Source organism: Pseudomaricurvus alkylphenolicus, assembly GCF_011683955.1.
GTDB lineage: Bacteria > Pseudomonadota > Gammaproteobacteria > Pseudomonadales > Cellvibrionaceae > Pseudomaricurvus > Pseudomaricurvus alkylphenolicus.
In genome coordinates this window covers 421,404-433,909 of record NZ_JAAQPI010000003.1, presented here as the reverse complement: position 1 = coordinate 433,909, position 12,506 = coordinate 421,404, and the positions used below count along the sequence as shown (strand labels likewise).

Here is a 12,506-nt window from a genome sequence, read left to right as displayed (position 1 = left end):
GAATTAATTCACCCCGGCAAACTGCAGGTATTGGTTGGTGATGATATCCCCCCAAAGCAGCGCAATCCAGCCGGCAATAGCCAAATAGGGGCCAAAAGGGATGGGTACACTCTTGTCACGGCCCTGGACAACAATGCCAATGATGCCGATGGCGGCGCCGACGAAAGAAGACAGAATGATAACCAGAGGCAGCATTTGCCAGCCCATCCAGGCGCCCAGAGCCGCTAATAGCTTGAAATCCCCATAGCCCATGCCTTCTTTTCCGGTCAATATCTTGAACAGCCAGAATACTGACCACAACGACAAATAGCCCCCTATAGCGCCGAATACCGAGGACTCCAGATCGGTAAACAGCCCTTGGCTGTTCACCAATACGCCCAGCCACACCAGAGGTAGAGTGATATTGTCTGGCAGCAATTGATGATCAATATCGATCATCGTCAGGGAGATCAAGGCCCAGGACAGCAGCAACACAGCAATGGCTTGCTCCGACCAGCCAAACTGGAAGGCGACATAGCCGCTGATCAGTCCCGTTACCGCTTCAATAATAGGGTAGCGCTTGCTGATGGGCTCCTGGCAATTGCCACAACGGCCTTTCAACATCAGATAGCTGACAATGGGGATGTTCTGCCAGGGTTTGATGGGTGTCCGGCATTTTGGGCAGTGGGAGTCCGGTTTTAGCAGGTTATAGGGTTTACCTGCTTCGGGGTTTTCCACTTCCAGCAGTTCGCAGCAGTCTTGCCGCCAAGCGTTTTGCATCATCTTTGGCAAGCGGTGGATCACCACGTTGAGAAAGCTGCCGACGACCAGGCCCAGGATTGTGGCCAGGGCAATAAAAAGGCCGGTGGAGTCGCCGGCCAGTTCGGTTGCGGTCATGTGGGGGTAAGTCCTTGTTTCGTCTGGTTTAAACCACGCTGCCCAGTTGGAAAATCGGGAGGTACATGGCGATCATCAGACCGCCTACGAGGACACCCAGGACTGACATGATTAGAGGTTCGAGCAGTGAGGTAAGACCGTCTACCATGTTGTCGACCTGTTCTTCGTAGTAGGTTGCTACTTTGTCCAACATCTCGTCCAGAGCACCGGATTCTTCGCCGATTGCGGTCATCTGCAGGAGCATTGTCGGGAAGATGTTGGCCTTTCTCAGGGATATATTAAGCTGAATCCCTGTTGATACTTCTTCTCGAATTTTGTGAACGGCACTTTCATAAACCCAATTGCCGGTAGCGCCTGCCACAGATTCAAGGGCATCGATCAGAGGTACACCAGCAGAGAATGTGGTTGCCAGGGTTCGTGCAAAACGGGCAACAATGGCGTTATAAACGATGCCACCAATAATTGGAAATTTAAGAATGGCACGATCTACGTTGTGGGAGAAAGACTCGCTCCGTTGTCTGGCTTCGGTAAACGCAAAGACCCCGCCAATCATGCTAATCAGGATAATCCACCACCATTCCTGCATCGTTTCTGAGATTCCGAGCACAAACAGAGTAAAAGCGGGTAGATCGGCGCCAAAGCTGCTAAAGGTTTCAGCAAATTGCGGAACCACCTTAACGAGCAAAATGCCGGTTACCACAATGGCAACCACCACCACCGCGATGGGGTAGGTCATGGCCTTTTTAATCTTGGCCTTAATCGCTTCCGTTTTTTCCTTGTAAGTGGCTACCCTGTCCAGCATGGTTTCCAGGGCACCCGATTGCTCACCTGATTCCACCAGGCTGCAAAACAAATCATCGAAATACTTGGGGTGTTTTTCCAGTGCCGCTGCGAAAGAGGAGCCCGCTGCTACATCTTCACGGATGGTCATAATGAGCTTTTTCAGTGACTCATTGTCGAGCCCTTCGGCCACAATTTCAAAACTCTGCACCAGTGGAACACCGGCTTTCATCATGGTGGCCATTTGACGGGTGAAAATGGCTATGTCAATAGGCTTGATGCTCTTGCCGCCACCTCCAAACATGGGTTTTGGCTTCTTGCGCACCGTACGAGCGTTGATGCCTTGCTTGACGAGCTGTGCCTTGACCAAGGCAGAGCTGGTCCCGGTGATCTCGCCTTCAACCTTTGCCCCCTTCCTGTCTACGCCTTTATAGATAAAGGTGGCGGTTGTTGCTGTTGCTGTTGCCGTAGCCATAACTGATTAGTCCTTGGTTACACGGTTTGCTTCTTCCAAGCTGGTAAGCCCCTGAGCCGCCTTTCTGAGCGCTGAAATCCGGAGGTTATTGAATCCTTCTTCTCGGGCGGCATCAGCAATCTCAATGGCATTGCCGCCCTCCATTATAATCCTGGAAATGGAGGAAGTGATGCGAACTACTTCATAGACCCCTACTCGACCCTTGTAGCCATTGGTGCAGCCGTCACATCCGACAGGGTGAAAGAGTTGCAGTTCTTCCCTGTCCATTCCGATGTTGTCAAAGCCCTCTGCACTGAGAATATCATCGGGAATGTCGTCTGCGGGCTTCTTACACTGTGTGCAGAGTCGTCGTGCCAATCGTTGGGCAATAATCAGGCTTACGGTAGTCGCCACGTTAAACGCGGGGACCCCCATGTTCAACAGGCGGGTAAGAGTTTCCGGGGCGCTGTTGGTATGAAGCGTCGAGAGAACCAAGTGCCCTGTTTGAGCTGCCTTGATAGCAATCTCTGCTGTCTCCAGATCCCGAATCTCTCCGACCATAACGATATCGGGATCTTGTCGTAGAAAGGACCTCAAAGCTTCGGCAAAGGTTAAACCCACTTTGTGGTTGACGTTGACCTGGTTGATTCCTTCCAGGTTGATTTCCACGGGGTCCTCAGCGGTGGAGATGTTGCGTTCGCTGGTGTTGAGAATGTTGAGGCCGGTGTAGAGAGAAACGGTTTTACCTGAGCCCGTAGGCCCGGTCACAAGAATCATGCCCTGTGGTTGCGCCAGTGCGTCCATGTAGAGCTGTTTTTGATTATCTTCATAACCCAGTGCATCAATACCCAGTTTCGCGCTACTTGGGTCCAAAATCCGCAGCACTATCTTTTCGCCAAACAGCGTAGGAAGGGAGTTGACCCGGAAGTCAATGGCTCGCGTTTTGGTTATTTTTAATTTGATGCGACCGTCCTGGGGAACTCGACGCTCTGAGATGTCCATTTGTGACATAACCTTCAGGCGAGCTGCCAGGCGGGTTGCCAGTGCCGTGGGGGGCTTTGCAACCTCATACAAAATACCATCGGTGCGGAATCTCACACGATAGGTTTTTTCGTAGGGTTCGAAGTGAATGTCCGAAGCGCCAGTCTTGATGGCATCCAGCAGTACTTTGTTAACAAATTTGACTATGGGGGCCTCGTCAGCCTCTTGGTCTGTTCCTTCGTCGGTGGGGCCGTCTTCATCCACTGCCTCGATATCTAGAGCATCCAGGGTCTCGTCGTCGAGCCCTCCCAATGCGTCACCAATCGATCCCTCTTGTTTTTCCAGAAAGACGTCAATGCTGCTGTGGAGCTTGTCACCCTCAACCAGGATAGCGTCGGTGTTCAGGCCTGTATGAAACTTGATTTCGTCTAGCGCATGGAGGTTGGTCGGGTCTGCTACTGCCAGGTACAGACGATTGCCGCGCCGAAACAGCGGCAGTACCTGGTGTTTTTGGATGAGCTTGGAGTCGACCAGATCCTGTGGCAGGCTGTCCTGTTGAATCGCATTGAGGTCAAATATCGGACTGCCGAATTCATCGGAGGCCGCACTGGCAATTGTCTTGGCTGAAATGCCCTGGTGTTGAATTAGCTCGAAGACAAAGGTGATTTTGTTTCTGCTGGCACTGGCAAGCGCTTCTCGCGCAAGCTCTTCTTGCAGAATACCATCGGAGACGAGTCGCCTGGCTAATCCACTGAGCACGGTGGCGGGAGCATTCATATCAAGTGACCTTGTTATCCCCTAATGGCGATATCCTTTAAATTTAGCCTATAACTCTATGAAATTATGCATCTTTTGTAAATTGTACAGGTGCCATAAGTAGACTAAAGCGTGATTCTATTGCTCTCTAGAGAATAGCCTATGACTGAGGGTTATGCCCTGGGTGACAAAAAGCGTCACAAACTGACATTGCTGTTGTCAAAGAGAGGTGTCGGTCTACCTTTCTGTGTGGTATGGAGCCAGTATTTCTGCGGGCCTTCTGGCTGTGGCATGGGGTTTGCTTGTAGAACCCGGCAAGCTCTATCCTGGCAGTATAACAGTAAATTTTTGGAGATCGTTATCATGACTCAACAGCAAAACCAAAAAGGTTTCACATTGATTGAATTGATGATTGTTATTGCAATCATCGGCATTCTGGCGGCCGTGGCGCTGCCGGCCTATCAAGACTATACCGCTCGCGCCCGTACTACCGAGCTCGTGTTAGTGGCGTCTTCGGTCAAGCAGCAAGTATCAGAATTTGCCCAGGTGAACGGTACCCTGACGGGCTCCGGTTCTGGCCTGACACTGTCTACCGCAGGCGACATGGTCAGTGAAGCAGCCATTACCGCTAACGGCGTGGTCACCGTGCAGGGCGTAACTGCCAACATCGGCGCGACTATCACTATTACTTTGACTCCAGCTTTGGGTAACGAAGATGTCGTGACCTGGACTTGTGATTCAACCAACGACAGTGTTGCTCCCAGTAGCTGCCGTGGTTAATTACATTGTCTAGAGCCGGCGCGGCCTGAGGTCTCCGGCTCTATATAATGGAATACAAAAACCACCCTTGATGGGGTGGTTTTTTTTTGCCAGGCGCAGAGGTGTATAGATTTGAGATTAAACCTGACAGGCGATTACACGCCGATTTCCCTGCTGGGGATCGTGCTACTGGTAGCCACCGCTATTCTGTATCCGGGTTTAAGTGGGCCGCTGTTACTCGACGACACCCTAAATCTGAATTTTCTTTTACCGTTGGTGGTGGAGGAGAACCTGAGCTTTTGGGAGTTGGCGGCATCTGACCCGAAGGTGCGTGACCGGGTGCTGCCGTTTGCATCCTTTTATCTGCAGCTCGATCACTATCTTGTTGGCAACACTGAGGCGTTAAAGCGTTTTAATCTGATTGTCCATCTTCTGAATGTGGTATTGGTTTATGTCCTGTCTCTGCTGATATCGCCGGCAGGGTTGCGCAGCCGTGAGACGTTAATGCTGGCAGCGATGGTGGCACTGATCTGGGCGGTCCATCCGCAGCAGCAGTCGACGGTTTTCTACGTTGTCCAGCGCATGACGTCCATGTCAACATTCTTTGTGCTGTTGGGCTGTTGCAGCTACTGCTACCTCAGGCGTCATTACAATGCTTCCAGCTGGTATCAGTTGGGCTGTTTAATAGGAGTTGTATATAGTTTTGTGGTGCTCGGTGGTCTGTGTAAGCAGAGTGCCTTTCTGTTGATTTTCTATATTGCCATGCTTGAATACTGGCTAGGCGCTAATCGCCTGGTTAAACCGCTGGAACACCGGACTTCCTTCTATTTACTGTTGTTGGCAGTACCTCTCTCGGCATTGGCAGTGGTACTTGCCCTTAGGTTTCCCCAATTAGACCAAGTCTTTATTACCCGCGATTTCACGCCCATCGAAAGGTTGCTGACCCAGACCCGGGTATTGTGTCTATATTTATATCAAATCTGGATTCCGTCACTGGGGAATTCAGGCCTGTTTCATGACGATATCATCAAGTCCGTTGATTTGTTGACTCCGGTGACCACTCTATACAGTCTGCTGTTCCTGGCCGCCTTGATCACGCTGGGGTTTGCCAGCAGGAAAAGGGCGCCAATTCTTTGCTTTGCAATAGGCTGGTACTTTCTGGGGCATGTGATGGAATCTACGGCCTTGCCGCTGGAGATTGCATTCGAGCACCGGAATTATCTGCCTATCTTCGGTTGTATTTTTCTGTTTGCATCTGTGGTGGTGGGGTTGGCAAGGCAGCACAGAATACTTAGTGGAATGCTCTGTGTTGTGGCAATGACCGTGACGGGAGGAATCGCGTTGTGGAACTCTGATGTGTGGAGTAGCTCTAGAAACATCGCTGTCAACTGGGCGCTGACTAAACCGGCTTCTATGAGAGCGCAGCATAACCTGGCCGAGTACTGGTTATCAGAAGATTACCCCTACGAAGCCGATAAGGTCTATTCCAAAATCTCTGGACAATACCCTCGGCACGCCATGATGCAAACAGTGCGGTTAAACCTGCGCTGTAGACTTTCCATTGATACTTCTGAGGATATCGCCAATTACCAGAGAATGATTCCGGGAAGTGTGGGGCATGTCGGTATCGCCGCTACGCTTGATAAACTTGTCAACGAATTCTTGGAAGGTCGATGTCAGAGTGCTACTACCATGGACATGGTCAAGATCTTCAAACTCTACGTTGCAGACCCCGCCTACGCAGAGCCTTACACCTTATCGAGTTTGTTTTTCTTCCTGGCTAAAATTCACGTGTTCAGGGGGGAGGCTGACCTTGCCTTGCAGAATCTGGAAGCATCTGTTGGTGTCTATCCCGCCAGATTGGATGTTTATCAGTGGCAACTTTCTATTGCGATGAGTTTGAAGAACTACAGTCTCGCAGACTCCTATCTGGAAGGATACGAAAGAGCGCTGGATGCTCTTCCTTTGGTGCCGAGTATGCATAGGGAAAGGTATTCACAGCTGCGAGAGCTGGTAAAAAAGAGGGCCTCGGTTGAGTTGAAAATGGGCGTGCAGCGAGGCTAGGTTCTGAATTCAGGGCTGTGTCCTTCCCGTAAGGGGTTGCCATAGCTACCAATGAAACGACAAAATGAAGTGGCAATATGGTAACTAGACTCAAGATAAAAAGGATGGTGGGCCTTGTCTGGGCAACGCTATCCGTTAACCGATACGTGAATAAGATATCTCCGGGGTGTGATTGATGCCGACAGTAGATTCGTTACGAAACAGTATTGTGGCATTAGTCATAAGCACCACGCTGGCAGCCCAGTTGTTTATTCTGACGCCATTGTCACTTTATCTGACCAATTTGCAAGAGGTGGGAATTACCTTAGGGACCTTCTTAAGGTTATGCTTGATTCCAGCAGTCTTGTTGGTCCTTGTTTTATTTATTCTGCAGAGGCTCTTGGCTGGTCGGGTCTGGCTTTATTTGCAGCTTCTGCAATTTGCTTTGATAGTCTGTTTGTGGCTCCAGGCCAATGCAATCTTATGGGACTACGGTATTCTCGATGGTCGGGCAATTGATTGGGGGCAGTATCCGTGGCAGGGGTGGGTAGATGCAAGTATCTGGATAGCGGTGTTTATCGCCGTATTTAGGTTTGGTTCTCCCCACTTACAGCGTTTAAGCAAACTTCTTGCGCTAATTCTGTTGATTCAGCTGGCTCCTTTGGCGGCACAAATCTATGAAAGTCGACATGAGCTGGCGTCTATACAAAGTTTTGATTCAACTGAGAGCTTGGATCAGCTATATCGTTTTTCCAGTAAGCACAATGTCATACATTTAACGGTTGACGGATTTCAGGCCGATGTATTTGATGAGCTGATTAACCGCTCAGAGTTGGGGGCGGCCTATCGGGAATCGTTTACAGGTTTCACCTATTACAGAGAGAATCTTGGCGTTTTCCCCTACACACGTTTCGCAATACCCGCTTTTCTGGCGGGGAGGGTATACGACAATCAGACATCCAAGGATAGCTTTATAGATGACGTTTTTTCAGGGAAAAATATTCTGAATTCCGCTTCCGAACAAGGATATGAAGTGGATCTTGGAATTTCCGGAGATTATTGGCTGAAACGTTATAGCAATACCAGTTATAAGAACATATTCGCTCTAAATAGTGACGCATTAACAGGGTCAGTACATACTCAATTTGTTAAACTTATGGATCTGAGCCTGTTTCGATCACTGCCCCATTTCTTAAAACCGGCAGTCTATAGAGGGCAGTCCTGGCTGCTGTCATCTTGGTTCAGTCAGGGAAATGGACTGCAGCATCTTTACTTCAAGCATACGATTTTCCTGCTGAACTTTGAACGTGAAATAAGAGTTGATCGTGACGCGCCGGTATACAAGTATTTCCATATCATGAATACCCACAATCCAATGGTGGTGGATGGACGTTGTCACTATTCGGGCAGGGCGGATGGAATGAACAGACAGTTACTCACTTATCAATCCAAATGTACGCTAGACACCTTGGCCAGTTTCTTTAATGTCCTGAAGGAACGTGGCTTGTATGATGATAGCCTGATTATTATACAAGGTGATCATGGCGGTTGGCCCGGCAACCGACGCAAAGGCCCCCCAATTCGATTTCCCAATGGCAATGTCGCTCCCGACTGGCTCAGTTCTCTGGCTTCCCCCTTGTTGGCGATTAAACCTCCCTCGGCAGCTGAACCGCTTAAAACTTCCGATAAGCTGACATCGCTGTTGCAATTGCCAGATACCATATCAGATATCTTGCAGTGGCAAGATGAATTTGGTCAGCAGTCCATACTTGATATGGCTGATGACGACTTAGGGTCGCGTTCATTCTATTTTTATGCATGGCAGCGAGATGCATGGGAAACAGAATTTGCTGGCCCCATTGTTGAGTTCGAAATTAATGGAAGCCACTACGAAAGTCAGTGGATTGAAAAGAGGGTGATTCACCCAATCGATACAAGTAGGAAGCAAGTGCAATAGTTACATCAATACTGAATATCAAAGTGGGTTACTTGCATGAAAAAGTTGTGTTTATCAATACTGGCCCTAACAGCTGCGATGTTATCGCCTCAATTCGCCTACGCCTACCTGGATCCCGGGTCCGGCAGTTTCCTGATCCAAATGCTGATCGCCGGTTTGGTGGGTGCTTTTTATACCATCAAGATGTACTGGTACAGGTTGAAGGCCTTGGTGGGAGAGTGGATGGGTAAGGATGTTGAGCGAAATGAAGCGGACGATGGTGTGGAAAAAAAAGATCAAGATACTGATCAATAACGCCCTAAACGAAACTAAAGCAAGTTCCAGATGAAATGAAAAAATCCGTCTATGTTGGAATGAGTGCAGATTTACTGCATCCCGGCCATATCAATATTATTGATCAAGCAGCCAAGTTAGGTGATGTCACTGTCGGCGTGTTGACCGATAAAGCGATTGCGAGCTATAAGCGATTACCCTACCTGAGTTATCAGCAACGCAAGACAGTAGTAGAGAACATTCGGGGTGTTGCGCGTGTCGTCGCACAGGAGACTCTCGATTATCGTCCGAATTTACAAGAACTTCGCCCGGACTACGTGGTTCATGGCGATGACTGGAAGACCGGAGTTCAAGCCAAAACACGCCAACAGGTTATTGATGTTTTGGCGCAATGGGGAGGAGAGCTTGTTGAGGTCGGCTACACGCCAGGGATTTCATCGACTCAGTTGCATGGCAGTATCAAGGAAGTAGGAACCACTCCGGATATTAGATTGAAACGACTCAGGCGGCTCATAGATGCTAAAAATATAGTTCGAGTGCTCGAGTCTCACACGCCTCTGTGTGGCCTCATCATCGAACACGCGAGGGAAGTTGTCGACAATGTTCCCAGGGAGTTTGATGCAATGTGGTCAAGCTCTCTGACTGATTCCACGCTCAAAGGAAAACCGGACATTGAAGCGCTGGATTTGACCGCTCGTTTACAAACGATTAATGATACTTTTGAAGTTACTACTAAACCACTTATCTATGATGCGGATACTGGCGGAAAGCCAGAGCACTTTGCGTTTACCGTAAAAAGTCTCGAGCGCTTGGGGGTTTCGGCCACGATTATTGAAGATAAGATTGGTTTGAAGAAAAATTCGTTGCTGGGCAATCAGGTTGCGCAGCAACAAGAAAGTATAGAAGAATTTTGCCATAAAATTAGCGTAGGGAAAAAGGCGCAAATTACTCAGGATTTTATGATTATCGCGAGAATTGAGAGTCTGATCCTGGATAAGGGCATGGGCGACGCCCTGGAAAGAGCTGGCGCATATATCGGCGCCGGTGCCGACGCCATTATGATTCACAGTCGGCAAGGGTCAGCAGATGAAGTGCTCGAATTCTGCAGATTGTATAAGCAGATGGAGAAACAGGTGCCTCTGGTTGCGGTTCCATCCAGCTATAATTCTATTACAGATGAAGAGCTGGCGTCAGCTGGTGTCAACGTCGTTATATATGCCAATCATATGCTTAGGGCAGCGTATCCTGCAATGCAAAAGGTTGCGCATTCGATTTTGCGTAATGGCCGTACCTATGAGAGTGAAGGTGAATGCATGCCGCTTAATGAGATTCTTAACTTGATACCCGGGACACGTTAATTCCATGCTGGCACCTGATGATTTCTGTGAACAGCTGAAGAGGCTGGGCGTCCACTACTACGCAGGTGTACCCGATTCGCTATTGAAGAACTTTTGTTCTTGCATAGCTGATTATGTCGACGATAAAAATCATATTATTACGGCCAATGAAGGCGGCGCCATAGCGTTGGCGATTGGCAATTACCTAGCCACTGGAAATGTACCGCTGGTCTATTTACAAAATTCGGGGTTGGGAAATATTATCAATCCTTTATTATCCCTCGCTGACAAGGAAGTCTACAGTATTCCGATGCTTCTGCTCGTTGGTTGGCGAGGCGAGCCGGGTGTCAGTGATGAACCTCAGCACATCAAGCAAGGGCGCGTTACGACTTCTCTGCTTGAGGCGATGGAAATTCCCTATTCGATTATCGATGGCGAAGATACTCAGGCATTACAGTTAGTGGCTCAGGCGGTGAAGTCGGCCAAGCAAAATTCTTCACCCCATGCACTATTGGTGCGAAAGAACTCTTTTTTTGAATACAGCTCAAAAAAGGCGCAAAACAGCCGCTACGAGCTCACTAGAGAGGAAGTTGTTCATTCTGTTGTACGTGAAAGTAGTGACAGGGACCTCATAGTGGCCACTACCGGGATGGCATCAAGAGAGCTGTTTGAACATCGGTTCCACTCCGGGCAGTCGCACGATAGAGATTTCCTGACTGTCGGTGGAATGGGCCATGCTTCGCATATTGCGGTAGCGATTGCTGAGCAGCAGCCCGACAGGCAAGTGATATGTATAGATGGTGACGGGGCAGCACTGATGCATCTGGGCGCGTTCGCTATTAATGCAGCCAAGAGACAAGCCGGGTTCAAACACATCATTATCAATAACGCCGCTCACGATTCTGTGGGGGCTCAACCCACACAAGGCTTCTCTATAGATTTTGTGGGCCTGGCGACTGCTTCCGGATATCGTTACGCTGATCGGTGTGAACGCCGATGTGATCTTGCGTTGAAGTTGAATCAGCTATTCTCACAATCTGGCGCCGGATTATTGGAAGTCAGAACTCGCCCCGGATATAGGCATGACATCGGCCGTCCAACGACGACTCCTGATGAAAACAAGCAGGCGTTTATGAATTATATTAGGTCGACGAGCATACCGTGACGGCGAAGAAGTTGGTCATCCAAACCGAAGTTTCATTCCTTGCTGATTTCCTGTTGGAGCGGAACATCAAGAATGTACTGCTGGTTACGGGTAAAGACTCATATTCCCTGAGCGGGGCCCGTAAAGTATTTAATGGGCTCTTGAAGCCTTTTTCGGTGGTTCATTTTCAAGACTTCTCGGTTAATCCCGCTTTTTCTGAGGCGCAAGCCGGATCGGATTTGTGCAGGGAGAATCGGTGTCAGGCTATTATTTCCGTCGGCGGTGGTAGCAGTATTGACGTTGCGAAGTCCATTAATGCTTTTCAGGCGCATCCAGAGAGAGCCCTCGATATCTTGCGAGGTGACCTGCCTCTTACTGGTCCTCTTTTACCGAGCGTTGCCGTCCCCACCACCGCTGGCACCGGCAGCGAAGCGACGCATTTTGCAGTGCTGTATTTCGAAAACAGGAAGTATTCGCTGGCTTCGCCGATGCTCTTGCCCGATGTTGCAGTGCTGGACCCGGTATTCACCGAGTCAATGACGCCATACATCAGTGCCTGTTGCGGGTTTGATGCGCTATCGCAAGCTATTGAGTCCTATTGGGCTAAATCAGCGACAGGAGAAAGTCGTCAATTTGCCCAGGAAAGCATCGAGATATTGTTGAAAAATCTGCCGCTGGCGGTTAACTCACCTACTACACAAGTGCGCGAAAATATGATGCAAGGGGCGCATCTTTCAGGTAAAGCTATCAATATTAGCAAGACAACTGCGCCGCACGCCCTTTCTTATACGATTACTTCCAAATATGGCCTGCCCCATGGGCATGCTGTGGCCTTAACTTTGGGCAGTTTCTTTGAGTTGCACGAATCCTTAGAAAAAGATGAAGCCTTTGAGCAGAGGCATCATGTGTTGATGTCGCTGATGGGGGTCGAAAGCGGTGGCTCCGCCAAGGCAAAGTGGTACAAGCTGATGAACGATTGTGGATTGGAATACGATCTGCGCTGTTTGAAGATAGGAGAGCATGAACGGGGTTACATCGTTGATCAGGTCAATATTGAGCGTTTGTCGAACCATCCTGTTGAGTTAAGTAAGTCTCAACTGTTCGGGGCTTTTGGATCCATACCTTGCAAAAGTGGCAATGATTAAC

General features: G+C 49.2%; 10 protein-coding genes. 7 read left to right on the top strand and 3 right to left on the bottom strand.

Annotation, left to right across the window (positions count from 1 at the left end; genetic code table 11):
• Positions 1 to 3 precede the first annotated feature (3 nt).
• From HBA55_RS10625 to pilB, 3 genes are read right to left on the bottom strand one after another with little or no spacing between them, the layout of a single operon-like run.
• The gene (locus HBA55_RS10625) at positions 4 to 876 is read right to left on the bottom strand and encodes a prepilin peptidase (RefSeq protein ID WP_166990269.1); all 873 of its coding nucleotides are present in this window, start codon (positions 874 to 876) and stop codon (positions 4 to 6) included.
• A gap of 28 nt (positions 877 to 904) precedes the next feature.
• Complete coding sequence (locus tag HBA55_RS10620) at positions 905 to 2,131, bottom strand: type II secretion system F family protein (RefSeq protein ID WP_166990267.1); 1,227 nt, start codon at positions 2,129 to 2,131, stop codon at positions 905 to 907.
• 6 nt (positions 2,132 to 2,137) lie between these two features.
• Positions 2,138 to 3,868, bottom strand: coding sequence for a type IV-A pilus assembly ATPase PilB (pilB, locus tag HBA55_RS10615; protein WP_166990265.1), 1,731 nt, complete (start codon positions 3,866 to 3,868; stop codon positions 2,138 to 2,140).
• A 342-nt stretch (positions 3,869 to 4,210) separates the two neighbouring features.
• On the opposite strand from pilB, the gene HBA55_RS37790 reads away from it, so the two are divergent.
• The 7 genes from HBA55_RS37790 (at position 4,211) to HBA55_RS10580 (ending at position 12,505) form a co-directional block, all read left to right on the top strand.
• Entirely contained in the window at positions 4,211 to 4,627 is a 417-nt protein-coding gene (locus tag HBA55_RS37790) for a pilin (RefSeq protein ID WP_166990263.1), read from the top strand.
• Between the two features lie 111 nt (positions 4,628 to 4,738).
• Positions 4,739 to 6,670 (top strand): hypothetical protein, encoded by a 1,932-nt coding sequence (locus HBA55_RS10605; protein ID WP_166990261.1) that lies wholly within the window; start codon positions 4,739 to 4,741, stop codon positions 6,668 to 6,670.
• Positions 6,671 to 6,845: 175 nt separating this feature from the next.
• Positions 6,846 to 8,606 carry a sulfatase-like hydrolase/transferase gene (locus tag HBA55_RS10600; RefSeq protein ID WP_166990260.1) on the top strand — a complete coding sequence of 587 codons (1,761 nt, stop codon included), beginning with the start codon at positions 6,846 to 6,848 and terminating at the stop codon, positions 8,604 to 8,606.
• 36 nt (positions 8,607 to 8,642) lie between these two features.
• Positions 8,643 to 8,900, top strand: a complete 258-nt coding sequence (locus HBA55_RS10595) for a hypothetical protein (protein ID WP_166989592.1) — start codon at positions 8,643 to 8,645, stop codon at positions 8,898 to 8,900.
• A gap of 35 nt (positions 8,901 to 8,935) precedes the next feature.
• Entirely contained in the window at positions 8,936 to 10,237 is a 1,302-nt protein-coding gene (aepX, locus tag HBA55_RS10590; RefSeq protein ID WP_166990257.1) for a phosphoenolpyruvate mutase, read from the top strand.
• Between the two features lie 4 nt (positions 10,238 to 10,241).
• Positions 10,242 to 11,381 (top strand): phosphonopyruvate decarboxylase, encoded by a 1,140-nt coding sequence (aepY, locus tag HBA55_RS10585; protein ID WP_166990255.1) that lies wholly within the window; start codon positions 10,242 to 10,244, stop codon positions 11,379 to 11,381.
• Positions 11,378 to 12,505 carry an iron-containing alcohol dehydrogenase gene (locus HBA55_RS10580; protein ID WP_166990253.1) on the top strand — a complete coding sequence of 376 codons (1,128 nt, stop codon included), beginning with the start codon at positions 11,378 to 11,380 and terminating at the stop codon, positions 12,503 to 12,505. Before aepY ends, HBA55_RS10580 begins: the two co-directional genes overlap by 4 nt.
• Position 12,506 lies beyond the last annotated feature (1 nt).